Here is a 20,556-nt window from a genome sequence, read left to right on the forward strand (position 1 = left end):
GGTGGAGCCTGCTGCCGTGAAGACAAGGGAAGCAAGGCCAAATCCGATGGTTGGGCGATCAAAGATGGAGTTGCCAGATACAGCCTGCCAAACCAACGTGCAGATCGCACTCGCCAGAATGGGCGGTACTAACCAAACAGCTATCCCGCGAAGTGCACCCATCCGTTTGCCTTAGCTTTGCTGACGTCCGCTTTCCACCCATCGCGGACGTTTAGAATGTTGGCTTGAAGGCGACCCCAGTCAGAGCGACAGCCGCCTCCCCTAAAGCCGGAAGTTGGCCGTGACCTCCTGGCCGTTGCGCTGGATGGTCACCTGCCAGCCGGCGGCCTCGGCTCCGGCGGCGGTCATCAGGTCGCGGACATTGCGGATGTCGCGGCCGTTGACCGCGCGGATCATGTCGCCGGGGCGAAGGCCGGCGTTCAGCGAGAAGCCGCGGCCGACCCGCACCACCATGACGCCCGGGCCCTGGAAGGGATCGACGCCGAGCTCATCGGCCACGGCCGGCGAGAGGTTGACCACGGTGGCGCCGTCGAAGGGATGACGGCCGCTCAGGGTCTGCTCGTCCCGGGCGGGCGTGGCCGGCGGGGCCTCGGCGCGCAGATTGAGGTTGGCGGTGGCGCCGTTCTCGCGGCGAACGCCCAGGCGCAGGGTCTCGCCCAACCGCCTTGTGCCGACCGCATAGTTCAGGCCGCCCACATCGCTGACCGCCTGGTCATCGACGCTCAGGATCACGTCGCCCTGCCGCAGGCCCGCGCGAGCCGCCGCGCCGCCCGGCCAGATGTCGGCGACCAGGACGCCTTGCGGCGCACTCATGCCGATGGAGCGGGCGATCTCGGCGGTGACGGTCTGGGTGCGCGCGCCAAGCCAGGGGCGCTCCACCCGCTGGCCGCCGCCGACGGCGGTCTCGACCACGCGGCGGACCATGGCCGCGGGCATGGCGAAGCCGACCCCGCTGGAGGTGCCCGAACGGGAGACGATGAAGCTGTTGATGCCGATCAGGTCGCCGTCCATGTCCACCAGGGCGCCGCCGGAATTGCCCGGATTGATGGCCGCGTCGGTCTGGATGTAGCTGGCCGCCGCATCCCCGCTGGGATCGGCGGTGCGGTTGAGCGCCGAGATGATGCCGTTGGTCACCGTCTGGCCCACCCCGAACGGATTGCCGATGGCTAGCACCAGGTCGCCGACCTCGGCGTCGGTGGAATCGTCGATGGCCAGGACCGGCAGGCGCTCTTCGCCCAGATCGATCTTGAGGACGGCCAAGTCCGTGCGTTCGTCGGCCAGCAGCAGCTTGGCGGGGAATTCCCGGCGGTCGGCCAGGGCGACGATGATCTCCTGCCCGCCTGCGACCACGTGGTTGTTGGTGATGATCACCCCATCGGCGCGGACGATGACGCCCGAGCCCAGGGAGCCTTCCACCCGGCCGCGGGGGGCGCCCATGCCGAACAGGTCCCAGAAGGGATCGGCCTGGCGGCGCACCAGGCGGCGGGCCGAAATGTTGACCACGGCCGGGGCGGCCTTGCGAACGACCGGGGCGAAGGAGGTCTTCATGTCCGCCGCCGTCTCGGGCGGCGAGCGGGTCGGCTGGGCCAGGGCCGGCTGGGCGGCGCTACGGCTGGCGGGGTCGGAACAGGCGGCCAGAAGGACGAGGGCTGGAAGGAGCAGGCGTGCGGCGCGCATGGCGTCTCCAAGGAACTGTCGAACCACGCCCTTTGGCGAAGCTTTCGGGCGCAAAGATGACGCCTATAGCACGGGGCGCGGCAGGTCTCAGGCCTGGGCGGTCGCCAGGGGTCGCCGGGCGACGCGGGTTCCCAGGACCAGGGCGGCGAACAGCAGGCCCGACGCCAGATAGATGGCCAGGCCCGGCGCCTGCAATACCTCGGCGTGGCGGATCGACCAGGCGAAGCTGAGGCCGAACAGCGCTGGCCCCACCATGGAGGCGATCCCCTGCAGGCTCTGGTTGGCGCCCTGGAGCTGGCCCTGCTGGTTTGGCGCGACCCGGCGGGTCATCAGGCCCTGGAGGCCGGGCATCAGGAAGCCCATCAGGGCGAAGACTGGGACGCCGGCCATGTAGAGCAGGCCACTCGGCGCAAAGCCGTACCAGGCGAAGCCCGCCGCGCCGGCCGCGCAGCCCAGCATCAGGGCGCCCCGCTCGCCGATCCGCGCGACCACGGGCCCCACCAGCACCGCCTGCACGATCACGCCGGCCACACCCGAAGCCATCATGGCCAGGCCCATGATCGAGGGACTCCAGCCATATCGATAGCCGGTGTAGAGGACGAAGACGGTCGGCAGGACGGTCTGGGCCAGCTGGAACAGGAAGCCGATGCCGGCCAGGCCCAACAGGTCGGGCTGGGAGCGCAGCAGGCGAAGCGAGCCCAGCGGATTGGCGCGGGCCAGGTCGAAGCGGGTCGTGCGGCGCTCTGGCGGCAGGGACTCCGGCAGGACGAACAGCCCATAGAGGCCGTTCAGCAGCGAAAGTCCGGCGGCCGCATAGAAGGGCAGCCGCAGGTCAATGTCGCCAAGCGCCCCGCCCACGGCCGGGCCGATCAGGAAGCCGAAGGAGAAGGCCGAGCCCATCCAGCCGAAGGCCTTGGCCCGACCCTCCGGCGCAGTGACGTCGGCCACATAGGCGCCGGCGGTGGAGAAGCTGGCCGCCGTCATCCCGTTGAGGATCCGCCCGACCAGCAACCACATGAGGTTGGGCGCCACGGCGATGATCAGGAAGTCCAGGGCCAGGCCAAAGACCGACACCAGAAGCACCGGCCGGCGGCCTATCCGGTCCGACAGCAGGCCTAGCAGCGGGCCGCAGATGAACTGCATGGCGCCCCAGGTGACGGCGAAGATCACGTTCCATTCCGCAGCCTCCGCCGTGTCGCCGCCGGTGAAGGCCTTGATCAGGTTGGGCAGGACCGGAATGATCAGGCCGAACGAAATGCTGTTCATCAGCGCCGCGGCGAAGATGAAGCCGAAGGCCGCGCGGCGCCCCTGCCCCATTGGGGCGTCCCCTGCCTGATCCTGATCGCTCAAATCCCGTCCCCCATGACCTGCAGCCGCCCCAAGCCTGAGGGGCCGCGCAGAACGTCTGAAATGCTCTAGACCCGCGTCGCCAGGCTCGCCAACTGGCTTCGCCACCAGTCGGCCAGACGCATCTGGAGGACCTGGTCGGGAAAGCCGTGCCGCGCGGCGCTCTCGCCCGGCACGCGGGTGAATCCGCGGTGCTCGATGCTGACCCTTGTCTCCTCGCCGACGGGATCGAACCGCACCTCGACCTCGGTGTGCAGGTCCGGCGGGAAGCTCGCCTGGCGCCAGGAGAACACCAGGCGTTCCGGCGGCGCCCAATGCAGGATACGGCCGATCTCGAAGACCTTGCCGCCCTCCAGCGTCTCGGTCAGCCGCCCCCCCGCCCCGGTCTCAAACTCCAGCCGGCCCGGCGCGCGCGGGGTGGTCTGGAAGAGCGGGCTCGGCCGCCACCAGGCGCCGATCTCCTCGACAAAGGCGCCGAAGGCCCGGGCGGGCGAGGCCTTCACCCGCAGGGCGACATAGACCTTGGAGGTCATGCCCCACCTTCCAGATGCGCCTTGAAGGCCAGGAGCTGCTGGCTCCACATCCGCTCGCTCTCTTCCAGCCAGGCCATCAGCTCGACCATGGGCTCGGGCCGCAGGGCATAGACCCGCACCCGGGCGTCAAAAGCCGGATGGCTGTCCTCCACCAGGCCGCCCTGGCGCAGGGCCTTCAGGTGACGGCTCATAGCCGGCGCCGACAGGCCGGTTTCCCGCGCCAGTTCGCCGGCCGGCCGCGGCCGCTCCCGCAGCAGCTCCACCACCTGACGGCGGGCCGGATCGGCCAGGGCCGCCAGGGTGCGGTCCAACGCCGCGCTCATCGGATCTCGGACGGACGCAGGCGGGTCTGCGTGCCGAGCTTGTCATCCCACTCGGCGACCGACATGGGGGCCACCGTCTGGCCGAAGGACCAGATGTGGCCCTCAAGGTCGAGGGCGATATAGGTCCGGTCCCCATAGGCCTGGGTCTCCAGGGGGCGGACGATCTCGGCCCCGGCCGCCACGGTCCGGGCGTGATGGGCGTCGATGTCCTGAAGAAGCTGCAGATGCACCGACTGGGTGTTGCGGCCGCCCACCTCGCCAGGGACGGCGTGGCGCTCCGACCAGGCCTTGGAGACGCCGATCGTGTGGTCGCGGAAGGCCATCTCGGCATGGACCAGGCCGCCTTCATCGTCGGTGACATAGATCCGCGGCTCGAAGCCGAAGGCCCGCTCCAACCACTCATATGCCGCCGCCGGGTCGGCATAGGAGACATAGGGCGTCACCGCCGATCGGGGCGCATCTGGGGGCGATGCCGGGTCCGGCGTCATCACCACCTTCAGGCCGGTGGCGGCCTCCATCTCGGCGGTGGAAACGCTGCGGCCCTCCTGGCTGAAGGTCCAGACGTGACCGTCGAGGTCCAGGGCGCGGTAGGTCCGCGCGCCATAGAACTGATCCTCAGGCACCTGGGTGATCTGGGCGCCAGCCGCCCTGGCCCGCGCGCAATGGGCGTCAATGTCCACGCCCTTGGGCAAGTCGATACGGCAGAGCTGGGTGGCCTGCCCCTCCAGAACCGCGGGGCTCTGCATGCGCGTGGCCCCTAGAATCTCGCCGGACCACGGACCGGCTACGCCTATGCGGGCGCCGTGGAAGCCCATCTCCGCATGGGCGATCGCGCCCTGGTCGTCGGTGAGCAGGGTGGTGATCTCGAAGCCGAACGCCGCCTCCAGCCAGTCCAGGGCTTGGCGGGGATCGCGATAGATGGGCGTCGCGGTAAGGTGAGCTGCGTCCACGGCCATATTCCTTCTCATTTCTCGGAATAGTTCACCATTTCCGCAATCATATCGTCAAGGCCGGTTCTGCGGACGGTGAGACCGGAACACGAAAAAGCCCCGGACATCGCTGCCCGGGGCTTTCTGAAAATCGGCTGGAGGCCGCGGACCTTAGTCCTCGCCGTAGGCCTCAGGCTTGGGGCCGCTGTCCTTGCCCTTTTCGGACGGGTCGCGGTCCACGAATTCGATCACCGCCATGGGGGCGTTGTCGCCATAGCGATAGCCGGCCTTGAGCACGCGGATATAGCCGCCGTTGCGGGCGCCATAGCGCGGGCCAATGGTGGCGAACAGCTTGCCCACCTGCTCCACGTCACGGACGCGGCTGATGGCGATACGACGGGCGTGCAGATCGCCGCGCTTGGCCAGGGTCACCAGCTTTTCAACGAAGGGACGCAATTCCTTCGCCTTGGGCAGGGTGGTCACGATCTGCTCGTGCTTGATCAGGCTGGCGGCCATGTTGGCGAACATGGCGGTCCGGTGGGCGCTGGTGCGGCCCAGTTTGCGGTGTGCGTAACCGTGGCGCATATCTCTGTCTCCAGGGCTCGCTGGCCCGCTTGGCGGCCCCGCTTGTGCGTGGCGACGCCCAGTCTGATCAATCCCAGCCTGCTCCCGCCTGGGTCATCACGAAGCGCTGGAGCCCTCCACCGCTGGTGCGGCTTCCTCAGGCCCTGGCCGCCGAAGCGGCCCGGAGTCAGCGCAGAAGCGTATTACATCTGGTCTTCGAACTTCTTGGCGAGGTCTTCGATGTTCTCAGGCGGCCAGTTGGGCACGTCCATGCCCAGGTGCAGGCCCATGCCGGCGAGAACTTCCTTGATCTCGTTGAGCGACTTGCGGCCGAAGTTCGGGGTGCGGAGCATCTCGGCTTCGGTCTTCTGGATCAGGTCGCCGATATAGACGATGTTGTCGTTCTTCAGGCAGTTGGCCGAACGGACCGACAGCTCGAGCTCGTCGACCTTCTTCAGCAGGGCCGGGTTGAACGGCAGTTCCGGCTTGGCCTCGCCTTCGACCTTCTTCTTCGGCTCTTCGAAGGTGATGAAGATCTGCAGCTGGTCCTGGAGGATGCGCGCGGCATAGGCCACCGCGTCAACGGGGCTGACCGCGCCGTTGGTCTCCACTTCCATGATCAGCTTGTCATAGTCGAGGCTCTGGCCCTGGCGGGTGGGCTCGACGCGGTAGGCCACGCGCTTGACCGGCGAATAGAGGGCGTCCACGGCGATCAGGCCGATGGGGGCGTCTTCCGGCCGGTTCATCTCGGCGGGCACATAGCCCTTGCCGGTCTGGACTGTGAACTCCATGCGCACATTGGCGCCGTCGTCCAGGGTGCAGAGCACGTGGTCGGGGTTGAGGATCTCGATGTCCGAGGGGGTCTCGATCTGACCGGCGGTCACGACGCCGGGGCCCGTGGCGCGCAGGGTCATGCGCTTGGGGCCTTCGGCGTGCATGCGCACAGCCAGTTGCTTGATGTTCAGGACGATGTCGACGACGTCTTCGCGGACGCCCTCGAGGGAAGAGAATTCGTGCACCACGCCGTCGATCTGGACGGCGGACACGGCCGCGCCCTGAAGCGAGGAGAGCAGCACGCGCCGCAGGCTGTTGCCCAGCGTCACACCGAAGCCGCGTTCGAGAGGTTCAGCAACGATGCGGGCCTTGCGGCTGGCGTCGGAACCGGTCTCGATCTGCGGCTTTTCGGGACGGATGAGCTCGTTCCAGTTTCTTTCGATCACGGATGGGTGTCCCTAAACGCAGGATCGCCGGCCGCGAAACGCGGGCCGGCGTTGGGGGATGCGAAACGCCAGTCCTTAGACTCGCCGGCGCTTGGGCGGACGGCAGCCGTTGTGCGGGATCGGCGTCACATCACGAATGGTGGTGATGGTCATGCCGACCGACTGCAGCGCCCGCAGCGCCGATTCACGACCCGAACCGGGGCCCGAAACGTTCACTTCCAGGGTTTTGACGCCGTGCTCGGCGGCCTTGCGGCCCGCGTCCTCGGCAGCCATCTGAGCGGCGTAGGGGGTCGACTTACGAGACCCCTTGAACCCCATCATCCCGGCCGACGACCAGGAGATGGTGTTCCCCTGCGCATCGGTGATCGTGATCATGGTGTTGTTGAACGAGGCGTTCACGTGCGCCACGCCGGAGGTGATGTTCTTGCGCTCACGCCGTTTGACGCGCGCCGGTTCTTTGGCCATCGGCTAAGCTCTCTTATTACTTCTTCTTGCCGGCGATCGGCTTGGCGGGGCCCTTGCGGGTGCGCGCATTGGTGTGGGTCCGCTGACCCCGGACCGGCAGCCCCTTACGGTGGCGCAGGCCGCGATAGCAGGCCAGGTCCATCAGACGCTTGATGCTGACCGCCGTCTCACGACGAAGGTCGCCCTCGACGATATAGTCGCGGTCGATGGCTTCACGGATTTGCAGAACCTCGGCGTCCGACAGTTGGTTCACGCGCCGCGCGGGCTCGAGTCCGACCTTCTGAACGATCTCGGCGGCCTTGGCCTGGCCGATGCCGTGGATGTACTGCAGCGCGATCACGACGCGCTTGTTCGTAGGAATGTTGACGCCTGCGATGCGGGCCACTGGGGTAATCTCCTGGTCACGCAGAGATGCGCGAACGGCGCCCGGCTCAATAGGAGCCGCACGTCCTTCGCGCCCTTTCGCGGAAGCGCCCCGTTATATGGATCGTTGCGTTTCCGTCAATGGCGGAACGACACATTTCTGGTCATTCCGGTGGGCGAAGGTGAAGACTCCGGGACTTTCCGGCGTCTTCGGGTGGCGTCGTGGGGTCCGCGCTAGGGGCGCGGGGCCGTCATGGCGCCGTCGATGGCCTGGGCCACCGACTCGATCGACCCCATGCCGTCCACTTCCACCAGCTTGTTCTGGTCCTGGTAGTAGGGAAGCAGGGGGGCGGTCTGGTCGTTATAGGCCCCAAGGCGAACCTTGAAGCTTTCGGGATTGTCGTCGGGACGGGCGGTCTCGGCGTAGCGGCCAGCGATCCGGTCCATCAGAGCCTGGTCGTCAACCTTGAGTCGGATGACCAGGTCAATCTTGGCGCCCCGTCCTTCGAGCATGGCGTCCAGGGCCTGGGCCTGGGCGAGCGTCCGCGGGAAGCCGTCAAAGATGGCGCCGCCGGCCTTCTCGGCCTCGGGCAGGCGCTCTTCGATCAGGGCGATGACGATCTCGTCAGAGACCAGCTCACCGCGCTGCATGATCCCCTCGACCCGCTTGCCGAGCTCTGAGCCCGAGCTGATGGCGGCGCGAAGCATGTCGCCGGTGGAGAGCTGGACCATGCCCTTCTCGTTCACCAGCCGCTTGGCCTGAGTCCCCTTCCCCGCCGCCGGCGGGCCGAACAGAATCAAATTCATTTCAAATACCCTCCCCCGCCGGCCGGAAATGGCGCGACGTATAGCGAGCGATCCCCGTTCAGGATCGCCCGCGGCCGCCCCGCAGCTTCGACTTCTTGATGAGGCCTTCGTACTGGTGGGCGAGCAAATGAGATTGGATCTGGGTCACGGTGTCCATGGTGACGGTGACCACGATGAGGATCGAGGTGCCCCCGAGATAGAAGGGCGCGTTGTAGAAACCGATCAGCGCCTCGGGTAGCAGACAGACAATGGTGATGTAGGCCGCCCCGATCACCGTCAGGCGGGTCAGGACATAGTCCAGATACTCCGCCGTGCGTCGGCCCGGCCGGATCCCCGGCAGGAAGCCCCCGTACTTGCGCAGGTTCTCCGCCGTGTCGTCCGGATTGAACACGATCGAGGTGTAGAAGAAGCAGAAGAAGATGATCAGGGCGCCGTACAGCAGCATGAACAGCGGCTGGCCGTGCTGCAGCGCACCCACCGTGCCGGGCAGCCACTGGGCCCACGGCGGCAGATCGGCCGTCGCCAGGAAGCCCATCACCGTCGTCGGCAGGAGCAGCAGGCTCGAGGCGAAGATCGGCGGAATGACCCCGGCGGTGTTGATCTTCAACGGCAGGAAGGAGGTGTCGCCGCCCACCATGCGATTGCCCTGCTGGCGCTTGGGATACTGGACCAGCAGGCGGCGCTGCGAGCGCTCCATGAAGACGATGGCGATCACGACGGCGATGGCGATGGCCATGATCAGCAGCATGCCGACGCCCGACAGGGCCCCGGTGCGGGTCATGGAGAACATCTGCCAGATGCCCCGCGGCAGGACCGCGACGATACCGGCGAAGATGATCAGCGAGATGCCGTTGCCGACGCCGCGGCTGGTGATCTGCTCACCCAGCCACATCAGGAACAGCGTGCCGCCGGTCAGGGTGACCACGGTGGAGACGATGAAGAACGGCCCGGGATTCTGGACCAGCCCCTGGCTGGCGGAGAGGCCCATGGCTATGCCGAAGGACTGGAACACGGCCAGCACGACGGTCAGATAGCGGGTGTACTGGTTGAGCGTCTTGCGCCCGGCCTCGCCGCCCTCTTTCCGCAGCTTCTCCCAGGGCGGATAGACCGCGCCGAGCAGCTGAACGATGATCGAGGCCGAGATGTAGGGCATCACGTTCAGGGCGAAGATCGCCATCCGTTCAACGGCGCCGCCGGAGAACATGTTGAACATGCCCAGAATGCCGCTGGCCTGGCCTTCGAAGGCCTGGGCGAAGGCGATCGGGTCGATGCCCGGGATCGGGATATAGGTCCCCAGGCGATAGACGATCATCGCCAGAAGGGTGAACCCGATCCGCTTGTGCAGCTCCGTCGCCTTCTGGAAGGCGCCGAAGTTCATATTGGCTGCGAGTTGTTCGGCGGCCGAAGCCATTTAGATCCCCGCGTCTAAGAACCGGTCACACATAGGGGAGGCCCGGGCGCATGTCATCCGACCAAGGCCGGAGATGCGATGAAAGCGCCCTGCCCGGCCGGTCGTCGCCACACAGATGACGACGATGGCGGGCCAGGACAAGGGCGCCCTGGACGCCCGTGGGCCTTAGCCTTCGGCGGCTTCGGCCTGCGGACGCGTGGTGGTCACCGTGCCGCCCGCCTTTTCCACCGCGGCGATGGCCGAGGCGGAGGCGGAATAGACGGTGATGTCGATCTTGGACTTGATCTCGCCCTTGCCGAGGAGACGGACACCGTCCTTCTCACGACGCAGGACGCCGGCGGCCACCAGGGCCTTGGCGTCGATGGCGGACTTGGCGTCCAGCTTGCCGGCCGCGATGGCCTGCTCCAGGCGCCACAGGTTCACCTCGGCGAAGTCCTTCGGGCGGTGAACGTTGAAGCCGCGCTTGGGCATGCGCATGTGCAGTGGCATCTGACCGCCTTCGAAGCCGGCGATGGAGACGCCGGTCCGGGACTTCTGGCCCTTGACGCCGCGGCCGCCGGTCTTGCCCTTGCCCGAACCCGGGCCGCGACCGACGCGCATCCGGCCCTTTACGGAGCCTTCGCGGGGGGAAAGTTCATTAAGCTTGGTCATGTGCGCCTCTCCAGCGAGATCTATCGCCGGGGCGCTGGCCCCGACTCGGCTTGAAAAAGAAGACCCCGCCAGGCGGGGTCCGGGATCGGGGTGGAAGGCCTAGCCCTCCACCACCTCAACCATGTGCTGAACCTTGCGGATCATGCCACGGATGGACGGGGTGTCGTCCAGGGTGGCGGTCCGGCCCACGCGGTTCAGGCCCAGGCCCACCAGGGTGGCGCGCTGGTCCTTGGCCCGACGGATCGGGCTCGCAGTCTGACGAACAGTGATGCTGGCCATGTCGCTTATCCTTCGACGTCGGCGGCGACGGTGCTCTCGGCCGAGGCGCCGTCGGAACGGCGGCCGATCACGTCGCTGACCTTCTTGCCGCGCTTGGCGGCGACCTGGCGCGGAGACGCCTGGGCCTTGAGGGCCTCGAAGGTGGCGCGCACCATGTTGTAGGGGTTGGACGAACCGACCGACTTGCCGACCACGTCCTGGACGCCCAGGGTTTCCAGAACCGCGCGCATCGGGCCGCCGGCGATCACGCCGGTGCCGGGAGGCGCCGCGCGGACCATGACCTTGCCCGCGCCCCAACGGCCATTGCCATCGTGGTGCAGGGTGCGGCTTTCGCGCAGCGGCACGCGGATCATCGACTTCTTGGCCTCTTCGGTGGCCTTGCGGATGGCTTCCGGCACTTCACGCGCCTTGCCATGACCAAAGCCGACCCGGCCCTTCTGATCGCCCACCACCATCAGGGCGGCGAAGGAGAACCGACGGCCCCCCTTAACGGTCGCCGCGACGCGGTTGATGTGCACCAGCTTTTCGACGATGTCGCTGTCGGCGCGGTCGTCCGCGGGGTTACCGCGATTGCGGTCCCGGCGATCACCGCCGCCGCGTTCGTTTCCACGAGCCATTCGCTTACCCCTAGAAGTTCAAGCCGGCTTCACGCGCGGCATCGGCCAGCGCCTTGATCCGGCCGTGAAAAATGTAGCCGCCACGATCGAAGACGACGTCCTTGACGCCCTTTTCGATGGCGCGCTGGGCGACCAGGGCGCCGACGCGAGCGGCGGCGTCCTTGTCGGAGCCCTTGGCCGGCTTGTCGCCTTCCAGCGACGAGGCCGCAGCCAGGGTCACGCCGCGTTCATCGTCGATGACCTGGGCATAGATGTTCTTGTCCGAACGGAAGACCGACAGACGCGGCCGACCGTTGGAGAGAGCGCGGAGGCGCCGGCGATTCCGCTCGGCGCGGCGCTTGGAGGTGTCACGAGGAGAGAGCGCCATGGCTTACTTCTTCTTGCCTTCCTTGCGCCGGACCTTTTCGCCGGCGTAGCGGACACCCTTGCCCTTGTAGGGCTCCGGCGGACGGATACGGCGAATACGGGCGGCGGTCTCGCCGACCAGCTGCTTGTCGATGCCGCTGATCTTCACTTCGGTCTGCTTCGGCGTGGCGAACGTAACGCCGGCCGGAGCCTCGATTTCCACGTCGTGGCTGAAGCCCAGCTGCATGGACAGCATCTGGCCCTTCATCGCGGCGCGATAGCCCACCCCGACCAGCTCGAGCGTACGCTCGTAGCCTTCGGTGACGCCGGTGACCATATTGTCCACCAGGGTGCGGGACAGACCCCACATGGACTGGGCGCGGGTGGTCTCCACCTTCTTGGCGAGCACCAGTTCGCCGCCCTCCTGGCGGATTTCGATCTCTTCGGCGACCGTCCAGGAAAGCTCCCCCTTGGGGCCCTTCACCTTGACCGTCTGACCGGCGATCGTCACCTGCACGCCGTTCGGGACGGGAACCGTCTTCTTTCCGATACGCGACATATCAGTAGACCCTGCAGAGCACTTCACCACCCACATTGGCGTCGCGGGCGGCGGTGTCGGACATGACGCCCTTGGGCGTCGACAGGATCGAGATCCCGAGGCCGTTCTTGATCGGCTTCAGGTCCTTGATCGACGAATAGACGCGGCGGCCCGGCTTCGAGACGCGGCTGATCTCGACGATCACGGGCTGACCGTCGAAGTACTTCAGCTCGATCTCGAATTCCGGGAAGGCGCCGGGCTTCTGCACCAGCTGGTAGCCGCGGATGTAGCCTTCCTCGGCCAGCACGTCGAGGACGCGCGCGCGCATCTTCGAGGCCGGCGTGGAGACCTTGCTGCGGCCACGCATGGCGGCGTTCTTGATGCGGGCGATCAGATCGCCGATGGGGTCGTTCACCATTGGACCCTCCTACCAGCTCGACTTAACGAGGCCGGGGATCTGCCCCGACGAGCCCAGATCGCGAAGCGCGATACGGCTCATCCTCAGCTTGCGATAATAGCCGCGCGGGCGGCCCGTGACGTCGCAACGGTTGCGAATCCGCACCTTGGACGAGTTCCGGGGCAGTTCGGCGAGCTTGAGCCGAGCCTCGAAACGTTCTTCCAGGGGCAGGCTTTCGTCATTGGCGATCGCCTTCAGCGCGGCGCGCTTTTCGGCGTATTGCTTGACGAGGGCCTTGACCCTCTCGTTGCGGTTGACTGCGCTTTTCTTGGCCATGTCTTCTATCCTCTCCCGTTCCTAAGCGTTGAACGGGAACTGGAATTCCCGGAGAAGCTGACGGGCTTCGTCGTCGGTTTTCGCAGTCGTACAGACAATGATGTCCATGCCCCAGATCTGATCGATCTGGTCATAGTTGATCTCGGGGAACACCAGGTGCTCCTTCAGGCCCATGGCGTAGTTGCCATAGCCGTCGAACGAGGTCGGCTTCAGGCCGCGGAAATCCTTCACCCGCGGAAGGGCGACGGTCACCAGGCGGTCGAGGAACTCGTACATCCGGTCCTTGCGCAGGGTCACCTTGGCGCCGATCACCATGTTCTCGCGCAGCTTGAAGCCGGCGATGGACTGGCGGGCGCGGGTGGGCGCGGGCTTCTGACCGGCGATCTTGGTCAGGTCGGTGATCGCCGACTGGATCTTCTTGCTGTCGGCCACCGCTTCGCCGACGCCCATGTTCAGGACGATCTTGTCCAGCTTGGGAATCTGCATCTCGTTGGTGTAGCCGAACTGTTCCTTCATCGCCGCGCGGATGCGCTGGCGATATTCGGTTTTCAGCCGGGGTTCGTAAGCCTGATCAGCCATTGATAACCTCGCCGGTCGTCTTGGCGACGCGAACCTTCTTATCGCCGTCCACCTTGAAGCCGACGCGGGTCGGCTTGCCGTTGGAGTCGATAAGGGCCACGTTCGAGACGTGAAGCGGCGCTTCCTTGTTCTTGATCCCGCCCTGGGGATCGCCTTGCGTCGGACGGGTGTGACGCTGAACCATGTTCAGGCCTTCCACCACGACGCGTTCCTCTTTCGGCATCACGCGGACGACGGAACCCTGACGGCCCTTGTCCTTGCCGGTCAGGACGACGACGCGGTCGCCCTTCTTGATCTTCGCGGCCATCACAGCACCTCAGGAGCGAGCGAGATGATCTTCATGTGGTTCTTGGCGCGCAGTTCACGGGGAACCGGGCCAAAGATCCGCGTGCCGATCGGCTCGCTTTGCTTGTTCACGATCACCGCAGCGTTCTTGTCGAAGCGGATGACCGAACCGTCCTTGCGCTTGATGGCCGAAGAGGTGCGGACCACGATGGCCTGCAGCACGTCGCCCTTCTTCACGCGCCCGCGGGGAATGGCTTCCTTCACGGAGACGACGATCTTGTCGCCAACGCCGGCATAGCGCCGTCCAGCGCCGCCCAGCACCTTGATGCACATCACACGACGCGCGCCGGAATTGTCGGCGACTTCGAGGTTAGTCTGCATCTGGATCATCGGATGAGACCCTTTCTCACGTCGTTGACTGGGCGGTCTGCTTGGGCAGAGCCTCCCAGGTCTTAAGCTTCGACTTCGGCGCACACTCGATGATGCGTGCGCGTTCGCCCGTCTTGTACACATTGCCCTCGTCGTGCGCGTGATAGCGCTTCGAGCGACGGACAATCTTCTTCAGCACCGGGTGCAGGATGGTGCGCTCGACTTTTACGACAATGGTCTTGTCGCCCTTGTCGGAGACGACCACGCCTTCAAGAATTCGTTTCGGCATCAATGGTCTCCTTAGGCCGAGGCCTGCTTGCCGCGCAGGATGGTCTTCAGCCGGGCGATATCCTTGCGGATCTCGTTGACTCGGTGGGTCTTCTCCACCTGGCCGGTCGCCGCCTGGAAGCGCAGGTTGAACTGCTCCTTCTTAAGGCTCAGCAGCGAGTCGGCGATCTGGTCGGGGGTCATCCCCCGGACGTCGGCGGCTTTCATCACGCGTGCTCCGCGATAGGATCGATGCGGGTGACGATGCGGGTCTTCACCGGCAGCTTGGCTGCGCCGAGGCGCAGGGCTTCACGGGCGATATCGTCCGGCACGCCGTCGATCTCGAACATGATGCGGCCCGGGTGAACGCGCGCGGCCCAGTACTCGACCGAACCCTTGCCCTTACCCATCCGCACTTCGGCCGGCTTGTCGGTGACCGGCAGGTCCGGGAAGATCCGGATCCAGACGCGGCCCTGACGCTTCATCTGGCGCGTGATCGCCCGACGCGCGGCTTCGATCTGGCGCGCGGTGACGCGTTCCGGCTCGAGAGACTTCAGGCCGTACGAGCCGAAGTTCAGCGTGAAACCGCCCTTGGCCGCACCATGGATGCGCCCTTTGAACTGCTTCCGAAACTTGGTCTTCTTAGGAGACAGCATGACTAGTAATCCTTACGCGCCAGCCTGGTCGCGGCGGTCGCGGCGCGGGCCACGATCACCACGATCACCACGGCCACCGCCCTCGCCGGCCGGACCGGACTCGGTGGCCAGGCGCTTATCCAGAGCCATGGGGTCGTGCTCGAGCACTTCGCCTTTGAACACCCAGACCTTCACGCCAATGATGCCGTAGGTGGTCTTGGCTTCGGCGAAACCGTAGTCGATGTCCGCACGCAGGGTGTGAAGCGGCACGCGACCTTCGCGATACCATTCCATCCGCGCGATTTCCGCGCCGCCGAGACGACCCGAAACGTTGATGCGGACGCCCTTGGCGCCCAGGCGCATGGCCGACTGCATCGAGCGCTTCATGGCGCGGCGGAAAGCGATCCGGCGCTCGAGCTGCTGGGCGATGTTCTCGGCCACCAGCTGGGCGTCGGTTTCCGGCTTGCGGATTTCGACGATGTTCAGGTGAACGTCGCCATCGGTCAGGGCCGACAGGTCCTTGCGGAGCTTGTCGATGTCGGCGCCCTTCTTGCCGATGATCACGCCGGGACGCGCCGCATAGATGGTGATGCGGCACTTCTTGTGCGGACGCTCGATGATGATGCGCGAAACGCCGGCCTGGCCGATACGCTTCTTCAGTTCCTTGCGGATCTTCAGGTCTTCATGCAGCAGACGCCCATAGTCACGGCCGTCGGCGAACCAGCGGCTGTCCCAGGTGCGGTTGATGCCGAGGCGAAGCCCGACCGGATTGATTTTCTGGCCCATCAGGCAGCCTCACCAAGTTCGCGGACCACGATGGTGATCTCGGAGAAGGGCTTCTCGACCCGCGAGGCGCGGCCACGCGCACGGGCATGGAAGCGCTTCATCACCAGGTTCTTGCCCACGAAGGCCTCGGCGACGACCAGGGTGTCGATGTCGAGGTTGTGGTTGTTCTCGGCGTTGGAAACGGCCGAATACAGCGCCTTGCGGACATCGCGAGCGATGCGCTTGTGGCTGAATTCGAGCTCGTTCAGCGCCTGCTGGACCTTGAGGCCACGGATCGACTGGGCCACCAGGTTCAGCTTCTGAGGGCTGATCCGCAGGGTCCGCACCTTGGCCATGGCCTCGACGGACGCCAGGCGGCGCGCTTTCGCTTGCTTGGCCATGACTACTTCCTCTTGGCCTTCTTGTCGGCCGCGTGACCCGGGAAATACCGGGTGGGAGCGAACTCGCCGAACTTCATGCCGACCATTTCTTCAGAGACCAGGACCGGCACATGCTTGTGGCCGTTGTGGACGCCGAAGGTCAGGCCGACGAACTGCGGCATGATGGTGGAGCGACGCGACCAGGTCTTGATCGTGTCCTTGCGGCCGGAGCTTTGAGCGGCTTCGGCCTTCTTGAGCAGGTATCCGTCGACGAACGGACCTTTCCAGACGGAGCGGGTCATGACTTAGCGGGCCTTCCGAGCATGGCGCGAACGGATGATGAACTTGTCCGTCGTCTTGTTGGTACGGGTCTTGCGCCCCTTGGTCGGCTTGCCCCACGGCGTCACAGGGTGACGACCGCCGGAGGTCCGGCCTTCACCACCGCCGTGCGGGTGGTCGATCGGGTTCATGGCGACGCCGCGAACGTGCGGACGACGACCCTTGTGACGCGAGCGGCCAGCCTTGCCGAGGACCTCGTTCATGTGGTCCTGGTTCGAGACGGCGCCGACCGTGGCCATGCAGCTGTCCTGGACCATGCGCAGCTCGCCCGAGTTCAGGCGGATCTGAGCGTAGCCGGCGTCGCGGCCGACCAGCTGGGCGTAGGCGCCGGCCGAACGGGCCACCTGCCCGCCCTTCAGCGGCTTCAGCTCGATATTGTGAATGATCGTGCCGATGGGCATGGCGCGAAGGGGCATGGCGTTGCCCGGCTTCACGTCGGCCTTCTCGGCGGCGATCACCTCGTCGCCGGCCTTCAGGCGCTGCGGGGCCAGGATATAGGCCAGCTCGCCGTCGGCATACTTCACCAGGGCGATGAAGGCGGTGCGGTTGGGGTCGTATTCGAGACGCTCGACCACGCCGACCACGTCGAACTTGCGACGCTTGAAGTCCACCTTGCGGTACAGGCGCTTGGCGCCGCCGCCGCGGAAGCGGACGGCGATACGGCCACCGCCGCCACGACCGCCGGACTTGGTCAGACCCTCGACGAGGGACTTCTCAGGACGGCCCTTGTGGAGCTCGGACTTGTCGACCAGCACCAGGCCGCGACGGCCGGGCGAAGTCGGATTGAATTGTTTCAAGGCCATCGGATCAGAGCCCCGTCGTAATGTCGATCGACTGGCCTTCGGCCAGCGTCACGATGGCTTTCTTGACGTCGGAACGACGACCGGTGATGCCGCGGAAACGCTTGGTCTTACCCTTGACGTTCAGGGTGTTGACCTTGGTCACGTTGACCTTGAACAGCGATTCAACGGCGGCGGCGATTTCGTCCTTCGACGCATCGGCGGCGACCCGGAAGACGACCTTGTTCTGCTCGGAAAGCAGGGTCGCCTTTTCGGTGATCACCGGAGCGAGGACGGTGTCGTAGTGGCGGGCGGTCGGCGCGGCCATCACGCAGCTTCCTTCTCAGCAAAACGCGCATTGATCGCGTCCACCGCGTCCTTGGTCAGGACCAGGGTGTGGCGACGCAGCACGTCGTAGACGTTCAGGCCGGCGTTCGGCAGCACGTCCACATTGGGGATGTTGCGGGCGGCCAGGCGGAAGTTGCCGTCGACCTCGGGGCCGGCGATGACCAGAGCATTGGTCAGGCCGAGCTTGGCGAAGTTGGCGCGCAGACCGGCCGTCTTGGCCTCGGAGAGGACCGCGGAGTCCAGCACCACCAGGGCGCCGGCCTTGGCCTTCGAGGACAGGGCGTGGCGCAGGGCCATGGTCCGGATCTTCTTGGGCAGGTCGAAGGCGTGGCTGCGGACCACGGGACCGTGGGCCTTGGCGCCGCCGACGAACTGAGCCGCCCGGCGCGAGCCGTGACGGGCGCCGCCGGTGCCCTTCTGCTTGTACATCTTCTTGCTGGTGCGCGAGACCTCGTTACGCACCTGGATCTTGTGCGTGCCGGCGCGACGCTTGGCGAGCTGCCAGGTCACGACCCGCTGGAGGATGTCGCCGCGGATTTCTTCGATGCCGAAGATGGCGTCGGACAGGTCGATCGAACCGCCCTTGCCGCCGTCGAGCTTGATGACGTCGAGCTTCATTATTCCTGGCCCTCGGCAGCCGGCGCTTCAGCCGGAGCTTCTTCCGCAACGGGCGCGGACGCCTGTTCGCCGGACTTGCGAACGCCGCCCGGCTTGGGGGCGTCGGCCGGCAGAGCGGACTTCACCGCGTCGCGGATCTTGACAAAGGAGCCCTCGGAACCGGGGACCGCGCCCTTGACCATGATCAGGTTGCGCTCGGCGTCGACCCGCCAGACGGTCAGGTTCAGGGTGGTGACGGTCTCGACCCCGTAGTGGCCGGCCATCTTCTTGCCCTTGAACGTCTTGCCGGGATCCTGGCGCTGACCCGTCGAGCCGTGGGCCCGGTGGGACACCGACACGCCGTGGGTGGCGCGCATGCCGCCGAAGTTCCAGCGCTTCATGGCGCCGGCGAAACCCTTACCGATGGTGGTCCCCGTCACATCGACCTTCTGGCCGGGGACGAAGTGCTCGGCGCTCATCTCAGCGCCCACATCGATCAGGTTGTCTTCAGACACACGGAATTCACCGAGCGTGCGCTTGGGTTCCACTTCACCCTTGGCGAAGTGGCCACGCAGGGCCTTGGTGGTGTTCTTGGCCTTCTTGAAGCCCGCGCCGAGCTGAAGGGCGACATAGCCGTCCTTCTCCTGGGTGCGGTGCGCCACGACCTGACAGCCCTCGAGGCTCAGGACGGTGACGGGAACATGGACGCCGCTTTCATCGAAAAAGCGCGCCATGCCCAGCTTCTTGGCGATCACGCCGGTACGCATCGGCTGGTCCCCTTAGAGCTTGATCTCGACGTCCACGCCAGCGGACAGGTCGAGCTTCATGAGCGCGTCCACGGTCTGCGGGGTGGGGTCGACGATGTCGAGCACACGCTTGTGCGTGCGGATTTCAAACTGCTCGCGCGACTTCTTGTCGATGTGCGGCGAGCGGTTGACGGTGAATTTCTCAATAAGGGTCGGCAGGGGAATAGGACCCCTGACGGTGGCGCCGGTGCGCTTGGCCGTATTGACGATCTCACGAGTGGAATGGTCCAGCACGCGGTGATCGAAGGCCTTGAGCCGGATGCGGATGTTCTGACGATCCATATCGCTCTTAATTTTCCCTACAGACGGCGGTCCGCCCGCGTGACTTTGACCATTTCAAAGACCAACTCCGGAGCCTCCAAAGCGAAAGGCGCCGTACGCGTAGCCCGCAAAAACGAATTCGGCCCGCGCGTAACCGCGAGGGCCACCCCCTGAAACCTCAGCCGAAGCTGTCGATCCCAGGTCGTTCTGCGGACCGCGTCTGCGACAGAAGCCGCACAGCCGGTCCAACAGGAGGCGCGTTAGTACCCATGCGACTCGCTCCCGTCAAGGGCTGCTCGCCGCAGATCGACCCAATCAGCGGGTCTCATCGACGGTTATTGCGCCCGAACCGATGACGGAGCGCTCAATCTGGCCGCGGACGCGCCTGGCCTCGATGTCGCCCGAGCCAACGATGCGTCCCTGGAGCGCGCCCGATTCGCCGCCGAACTCGGCGTCGCCGGAGCCGGCGATGGTGGCGTTGAAGTCTTCCACCTGACCTGCCGCCACATGCACGTCGCCGGAGCCGGCGATACGGACCTGCAGCAGGGGCCCGATGACCTCGGCCACCTTGACGTCGCCGGAGCCCGCCACATCGATCTGCAGGGGACCGCGGACCTGACGCAGGCTGAGATCTCCAGAGCCGGCGACCCGCAGGTCGGTTTCGCCCGCATTGCCGCCGCGGAGGTCGCCGGAACCGGCCTGGGACAGGCTGAGCTTGCCGGCCACATTGGCGATGGTCCAGTCGCCGCAGCCGGCATTGGCGAAGGCCAGACTCTGGCTGCGGCCCACGGAGCCGAAGACGGCCCCGCCCACCGAGACGTCGGCGATGCGGGGCGTGCGGATCACCAGCTGAGGCATGTCGTCATAGGCCACCTCGCCGACCCCGGCGACGGTGACGGAGGGACGCCCGCCCCGGGTGCGGCAGGAGCGGATGTCGCGGTCCAGGTCGCCGTCGACGATGACGTCGTCGCCGTCGGTGCGCACCTGCAGCGGCAGGCTGGGATTGGCGGACAGGATATCCACCCGGATGTCCTGGCGGTCTTCGGGCACGACCACCACCCGGGCGACGGCGTCCCTCACCTTGACCTCGGCGGCCTGGGCGGCGCCGGCCACGGCCAGCCCCGCCAGGGCCAAGCCGGAAATCATCATCGAACGGCGCATGAGCGCTCCCCTTCTTTCGTCTGACGGGGACGCTAGCGGGGCTCAGGGGCTGACACAGCTTAATTCGAGGTCATGACACCGCGGTCATCCGGGGAGGCGAGCGAGCGCCTGGAGCGCCCTCCCTGCCCCGCCCTGGACATCACCCAAAGGAAAAGGCCGCCGGGGTTTCCCCTGGCGGCCTTG

Annotated in this window: 33 protein-coding genes; all 33 read right to left on the reverse strand. The window is 66.2% G+C overall.

The genetic code is table 11. The features are described 5' to 3' along the window. Positions 1-261 precede the first annotated feature (261 nt). The 33 genes from V7702_RS07590 to V7702_RS07750 all read right to left on the reverse strand — a co-directional run bounded on the left by V7702_RS07590 (position 262) and on the right by V7702_RS07750 (position 20,373). A complete protein-coding gene (locus tag V7702_RS07590; RefSeq protein ID WP_335649524.1) occupies positions 262-1,677 on the reverse strand; it encodes a Do family serine endopeptidase in 1,416 nt (471 codons plus the stop codon). A gap of 87 nt (positions 1,678-1,764) precedes the next feature. Further along, positions 1,765-2,994 carry a TCR/Tet family MFS transporter gene (locus V7702_RS07595; RefSeq protein ID WP_335649525.1) on the reverse strand — a complete coding sequence of 410 codons (1,230 nt, stop codon included), beginning with the start codon at positions 2,992-2,994 and terminating at the stop codon, positions 1,765-1,767. Between the two features lie 98 nt (positions 2,995-3,092). Continuing rightward, positions 3,093-3,557, reverse strand: coding sequence for an SRPBCC domain-containing protein (locus V7702_RS07600; protein ID WP_335649526.1), 465 nt, complete (start codon positions 3,555-3,557; stop codon positions 3,093-3,095). Next, positions 3,554-3,880: an ArsR/SmtB family transcription factor gene (locus V7702_RS07605; RefSeq protein ID WP_335649527.1), complete on the reverse strand. Its 327-nt coding sequence runs from the start codon at positions 3,878-3,880 to the stop codon at positions 3,554-3,556. Before V7702_RS07605 ends, V7702_RS07600 begins: the two co-directional genes overlap by 4 nt. After that, the gene (locus tag V7702_RS07610; protein ID WP_335649528.1) at positions 3,877-4,830 is read right to left on the reverse strand and encodes a VOC family protein; all 954 of its coding nucleotides are present in this window, start codon (positions 4,828-4,830) and stop codon (positions 3,877-3,879) included. Before V7702_RS07610 ends, V7702_RS07605 begins: the two co-directional genes overlap by 4 nt. A gap of 150 nt (positions 4,831-4,980) precedes the next feature. Further along, the gene (rplQ, locus tag V7702_RS07615) at positions 4,981-5,394 is read right to left on the reverse strand and encodes a 50S ribosomal protein L17 (RefSeq protein WP_305313164.1); all 414 of its coding nucleotides are present in this window, start codon (positions 5,392-5,394) and stop codon (positions 4,981-4,983) included. A gap of 182 nt (positions 5,395-5,576) precedes the next feature. After that, on the reverse strand, positions 5,577-6,593 hold the full coding sequence (locus tag V7702_RS07620; RefSeq protein WP_300577385.1) for a DNA-directed RNA polymerase subunit alpha: 1,017 nt from the start codon (positions 6,591-6,593) through the stop codon (positions 5,577-5,579). A 75-nt stretch (positions 6,594-6,668) separates the two neighbouring features. After that, the gene (gene rpsK / locus V7702_RS07625; protein WP_183777088.1) at positions 6,669-7,058 is read right to left on the reverse strand and encodes a 30S ribosomal protein S11; all 390 of its coding nucleotides are present in this window, start codon (positions 7,056-7,058) and stop codon (positions 6,669-6,671) included. Positions 7,059-7,074: 16 nt separating this feature from the next. Next, the gene (gene rpsM / locus V7702_RS07630) at positions 7,075-7,443 is read right to left on the reverse strand and encodes a 30S ribosomal protein S13 (RefSeq protein ID WP_335649529.1); all 369 of its coding nucleotides are present in this window, start codon (positions 7,441-7,443) and stop codon (positions 7,075-7,077) included. 212 nt (positions 7,444-7,655) lie between these two features. Then, complete coding sequence (locus V7702_RS07635) at positions 7,656-8,228, reverse strand: adenylate kinase (protein WP_335649530.1); 573 nt, start codon at positions 8,226-8,228, stop codon at positions 7,656-7,658. A 58-nt stretch (positions 8,229-8,286) separates the two neighbouring features. Then, a complete protein-coding gene (gene secY, locus V7702_RS07640; RefSeq protein ID WP_335649531.1) occupies positions 8,287-9,639 on the reverse strand; it encodes a preprotein translocase subunit SecY in 1,353 nt (450 codons plus the stop codon). Between the two features lie 165 nt (positions 9,640-9,804). Next, entirely contained in the window at positions 9,805-10,290 is a 486-nt protein-coding gene (gene rplO / locus V7702_RS07645) for a 50S ribosomal protein L15 (protein ID WP_335649532.1), read from the reverse strand. Positions 10,291-10,389: 99 nt separating this feature from the next. Then, the gene (gene rpmD / locus V7702_RS07650) at positions 10,390-10,569 is read right to left on the reverse strand and encodes a 50S ribosomal protein L30 (RefSeq protein ID WP_335649533.1); all 180 of its coding nucleotides are present in this window, start codon (positions 10,567-10,569) and stop codon (positions 10,390-10,392) included. A 5-nt stretch (positions 10,570-10,574) separates the two neighbouring features. After that, positions 10,575-11,186 (reverse strand): 30S ribosomal protein S5, encoded by a 612-nt coding sequence (rpsE, locus tag V7702_RS07655; protein ID WP_304715945.1) that lies wholly within the window; start codon positions 11,184-11,186, stop codon positions 10,575-10,577. Positions 11,187-11,196: 10 nt separating this feature from the next. Continuing rightward, entirely contained in the window at positions 11,197-11,553 is a 357-nt protein-coding gene (gene rplR / locus V7702_RS07660; RefSeq protein ID WP_293319345.1) for a 50S ribosomal protein L18, read from the reverse strand. 3 nt (positions 11,554-11,556) lie between these two features. Then, positions 11,557-12,090, reverse strand: a complete 534-nt coding sequence (rplF, locus tag V7702_RS07665) for a 50S ribosomal protein L6 (RefSeq protein WP_335649534.1) — start codon at positions 12,088-12,090, stop codon at positions 11,557-11,559. Position 12,091: 1 nt separating this feature from the next. Beyond that, entirely contained in the window at positions 12,092-12,487 is a 396-nt protein-coding gene (gene rpsH / locus V7702_RS07670; protein ID WP_335649535.1) for a 30S ribosomal protein S8, read from the reverse strand. 9 nt (positions 12,488-12,496) lie between these two features. After that, the gene (gene rpsN, locus V7702_RS07675) at positions 12,497-12,802 is read right to left on the reverse strand and encodes a 30S ribosomal protein S14 (RefSeq protein ID WP_304715941.1); all 306 of its coding nucleotides are present in this window, start codon (positions 12,800-12,802) and stop codon (positions 12,497-12,499) included. A gap of 21 nt (positions 12,803-12,823) precedes the next feature. Then, positions 12,824-13,381 (reverse strand): 50S ribosomal protein L5, encoded by a 558-nt coding sequence (gene rplE, locus V7702_RS07680; protein ID WP_335649536.1) that lies wholly within the window; start codon positions 13,379-13,381, stop codon positions 12,824-12,826. After that, on the reverse strand, positions 13,374-13,688 hold the full coding sequence (rplX, locus tag V7702_RS07685; protein WP_305312971.1) for a 50S ribosomal protein L24: 315 nt from the start codon (positions 13,686-13,688) through the stop codon (positions 13,374-13,376). The genes rplE and rplX overlap by 8 nt, the downstream gene beginning before the upstream one ends. Further along, a complete protein-coding gene (rplN, locus tag V7702_RS07690) occupies positions 13,688-14,056 on the reverse strand; it encodes a 50S ribosomal protein L14 (protein ID WP_056018090.1) in 369 nt (122 codons plus the stop codon). The genes rplX and rplN overlap by 1 nt, the downstream gene beginning before the upstream one ends. Positions 14,057-14,072: 16 nt before the next feature. Beyond that, a complete protein-coding gene (gene rpsQ / locus V7702_RS07695) occupies positions 14,073-14,324 on the reverse strand; it encodes a 30S ribosomal protein S17 (RefSeq protein WP_304715938.1) in 252 nt (83 codons plus the stop codon). Between the two features lie 11 nt (positions 14,325-14,335). Continuing rightward, entirely contained in the window at positions 14,336-14,530 is a 195-nt protein-coding gene (gene rpmC, locus V7702_RS07700; RefSeq protein WP_335649537.1) for a 50S ribosomal protein L29, read from the reverse strand. Continuing rightward, complete coding sequence (gene rplP, locus V7702_RS07705; protein ID WP_293319370.1) at positions 14,530-14,958, reverse strand: 50S ribosomal protein L16; 429 nt, start codon at positions 14,956-14,958, stop codon at positions 14,530-14,532. Before rplP ends, rpmC begins: the two co-directional genes overlap by 1 nt. A 12-nt stretch (positions 14,959-14,970) precedes the next feature. Then, entirely contained in the window at positions 14,971-15,723 is a 753-nt protein-coding gene (gene rpsC, locus V7702_RS07710) for a 30S ribosomal protein S3 (protein ID WP_304715936.1), read from the reverse strand. Continuing rightward, complete coding sequence (rplV, locus tag V7702_RS07715; RefSeq protein ID WP_304715935.1) at positions 15,723-16,103, reverse strand: 50S ribosomal protein L22; 381 nt, start codon at positions 16,101-16,103, stop codon at positions 15,723-15,725. The genes rpsC and rplV overlap by 1 nt, the downstream gene beginning before the upstream one ends. 2 nt (positions 16,104-16,105) lie before the next feature. Continuing rightward, on the reverse strand, positions 16,106-16,384 hold the full coding sequence (gene rpsS / locus V7702_RS07720; protein ID WP_296567612.1) for a 30S ribosomal protein S19: 279 nt from the start codon (positions 16,382-16,384) through the stop codon (positions 16,106-16,108). A gap of 3 nt (positions 16,385-16,387) precedes the next feature. After that, positions 16,388-17,224, reverse strand: a complete 837-nt coding sequence (gene rplB, locus V7702_RS07725; RefSeq protein WP_304715934.1) for a 50S ribosomal protein L2 — start codon at positions 17,222-17,224, stop codon at positions 16,388-16,390. Between the two features lie 4 nt (positions 17,225-17,228). Then, a complete protein-coding gene (locus V7702_RS07730) occupies positions 17,229-17,528 on the reverse strand; it encodes a 50S ribosomal protein L23 (protein ID WP_335649538.1) in 300 nt (99 codons plus the stop codon). Beyond that, positions 17,528-18,166: a 50S ribosomal protein L4 gene (rplD, locus tag V7702_RS07735; protein WP_335649539.1), complete on the reverse strand. Its 639-nt coding sequence runs from the start codon at positions 18,164-18,166 to the stop codon at positions 17,528-17,530. Before rplD ends, V7702_RS07730 begins: the two co-directional genes overlap by 1 nt. Beyond that, on the reverse strand, positions 18,166-18,912 hold the full coding sequence (gene rplC / locus V7702_RS07740; RefSeq protein ID WP_304715931.1) for a 50S ribosomal protein L3: 747 nt from the start codon (positions 18,910-18,912) through the stop codon (positions 18,166-18,168). The genes rplD and rplC overlap by 1 nt, the downstream gene beginning before the upstream one ends. Before the next feature lie 12 nt (positions 18,913-18,924). After that, the gene (rpsJ, locus tag V7702_RS07745) at positions 18,925-19,233 is read right to left on the reverse strand and encodes a 30S ribosomal protein S10 (RefSeq protein WP_199616223.1); all 309 of its coding nucleotides are present in this window, start codon (positions 19,231-19,233) and stop codon (positions 18,925-18,927) included. Positions 19,234-19,527: 294 nt separating this feature from the next. Further along, complete coding sequence (locus V7702_RS07750; protein ID WP_335649540.1) at positions 19,528-20,373, reverse strand: GIN domain-containing protein; 846 nt, start codon at positions 20,371-20,373, stop codon at positions 19,528-19,530. Between the last annotated feature and the right edge of the window lie 183 nt (positions 20,374-20,556).

Origin of the sequence: Phenylobacterium sp. (assembly GCF_036963605.1) — a bacterium.
GTDB lineage: Bacteria > Pseudomonadota > Alphaproteobacteria > Caulobacterales > Caulobacteraceae > Phenylobacterium.

What these genes read in the sequence shown, in the direction of transcription:
- rplF (WP_335649534.1), bottom strand. Translation starts at nt 12,090, where the DNA reads ATGTCGCGTATCGGAAAGAAGACGGTTCCCGTCCCGAACGGCGTGCAG.
- rpmD (WP_335649533.1), bottom strand. Translation starts at nt 10,569, where the DNA reads ATGGCCAGCATCACTGTTCGTCAGACTGCGAGCCCGATCCGTCGGGCC.
- V7702_RS07635 (WP_335649530.1), bottom strand. Translation starts at nt 8,228, where the DNA reads ATGAATTTGATTCTGTTCGGCCCGCCGGCGGCGGGGAAGGGGACTCAG.
- rpsN (WP_304715941.1), bottom strand. Translation starts at nt 12,802, where the DNA reads ATGGCCAAGAAAAGCGCAGTCAACCGCAACGAGAGGGTCAAGGCCCTC.
- rplR (WP_293319345.1), bottom strand. Translation starts at nt 11,553, where the DNA reads ATGGCGCTCTCTCCTCGTGACACCTCCAAGCGCCGCGCCGAGCGGAAT.
- rpsC (WP_304715936.1), bottom strand. Translation starts at nt 15,723, where the DNA reads ATGGGCCAGAAAATCAATCCGGTCGGGCTTCGCCTCGGCATCAACCGC.
- rpsH (WP_335649535.1), bottom strand. Translation starts at nt 12,487, where the DNA reads ATGGTGAACGACCCCATCGGCGATCTGATCGCCCGCATCAAGAACGCC.
- V7702_RS07590 (WP_335649524.1), bottom strand. Translation starts at nt 1,677, where the DNA reads ATGCGCGCCGCACGCCTGCTCCTTCCAGCCCTCGTCCTTCTGGCCGCC.
- rplO (WP_335649532.1), bottom strand. Translation starts at nt 10,290, where the DNA reads ATGACCAAGCTTAATGAACTTTCCCCCCGCGAAGGCTCCGTAAAGGGC.
- rplE (WP_335649536.1), bottom strand. Translation starts at nt 13,381, where the DNA reads ATGGCTGATCAGGCTTACGAACCCCGGCTGAAAACCGAATATCGCCAG.
- rplP (WP_293319370.1), bottom strand. Translation starts at nt 14,958, where the DNA reads ATGCTGTCTCCTAAGAAGACCAAGTTTCGGAAGCAGTTCAAAGGGCGC.
- V7702_RS07750 (WP_335649540.1), bottom strand. Translation starts at nt 20,373, where the DNA reads ATGCGCCGTTCGATGATGATTTCCGGCTTGGCCCTGGCGGGGCTGGCC.
- V7702_RS07595 (WP_335649525.1), bottom strand. Translation starts at nt 2,994, where the DNA reads ATGGGGCAGGGGCGCCGCGCGGCCTTCGGCTTCATCTTCGCCGCGGCG.
- V7702_RS07730 (WP_335649538.1), bottom strand. Translation starts at nt 17,528, where the DNA reads ATGGCCGCGCCGACCGCCCGCCACTACGACACCGTCCTCGCTCCGGTG.
- rplQ (WP_305313164.1), bottom strand. Translation starts at nt 5,394, where the DNA reads ATGCGCCACGGTTACGCACACCGCAAACTGGGCCGCACCAGCGCCCAC.
- rplB (WP_304715934.1), bottom strand. Translation starts at nt 17,224, where the DNA reads ATGGCCTTGAAACAATTCAATCCGACTTCGCCCGGCCGTCGCGGCCTG.
- rpsS (WP_296567612.1), bottom strand. Translation starts at nt 16,384, where the DNA reads ATGACCCGCTCCGTCTGGAAAGGTCCGTTCGTCGACGGATACCTGCTC.
- rplX (WP_305312971.1), bottom strand. Translation starts at nt 13,688, where the DNA reads ATGGCCGCGAAGATCAAGAAGGGCGACCGCGTCGTCGTCCTGACCGGC.
- rpmC (WP_335649537.1), bottom strand. Translation starts at nt 14,530, where the DNA reads ATGAAAGCCGCCGACGTCCGGGGGATGACCCCCGACCAGATCGCCGAC.
- rplN (WP_056018090.1), bottom strand. Translation starts at nt 14,056, where the DNA reads ATGATCCAGATGCAGACTAACCTCGAAGTCGCCGACAATTCCGGCGCG.
- rpsE (WP_304715945.1), bottom strand. Translation starts at nt 11,186, where the DNA reads ATGGCTCGTGGAAACGAACGCGGCGGCGGTGATCGCCGGGACCGCAAT.
- rplC (WP_304715931.1), bottom strand. Translation starts at nt 18,912, where the DNA reads ATGCGTACCGGCGTGATCGCCAAGAAGCTGGGCATGGCGCGCTTTTTC.
- V7702_RS07605 (WP_335649527.1), bottom strand. Translation starts at nt 3,880, where the DNA reads ATGAGCGCGGCGTTGGACCGCACCCTGGCGGCCCTGGCCGATCCGGCC.
- rplD (WP_335649539.1), bottom strand. Translation starts at nt 18,166, where the DNA reads ATGAAGCTCGACGTCATCAAGCTCGACGGCGGCAAGGGCGGTTCGATC.
- V7702_RS07600 (WP_335649526.1), bottom strand. Translation starts at nt 3,557, where the DNA reads ATGACCTCCAAGGTCTATGTCGCCCTGCGGGTGAAGGCCTCGCCCGCC.
- rplV (WP_304715935.1), bottom strand. Translation starts at nt 16,103, where the DNA reads ATGGCCAAGCAAGCGAAAGCGCGCCGCCTGGCGTCCGTCGAGGCCATG.
- rpsK (WP_183777088.1), bottom strand. Translation starts at nt 7,058, where the DNA reads ATGGCCAAAGAACCGGCGCGCGTCAAACGGCGTGAGCGCAAGAACATC.
- rpsJ (WP_199616223.1), bottom strand. Translation starts at nt 19,233, where the DNA reads ATGGATCGTCAGAACATCCGCATCCGGCTCAAGGCCTTCGATCACCGC.
- secY (WP_335649531.1), bottom strand. Translation starts at nt 9,639, where the DNA reads ATGGCTTCGGCCGCCGAACAACTCGCAGCCAATATGAACTTCGGCGCC.
- rpsQ (WP_304715938.1), bottom strand. Translation starts at nt 14,324, where the DNA reads ATGCCGAAACGAATTCTTGAAGGCGTGGTCGTCTCCGACAAGGGCGAC.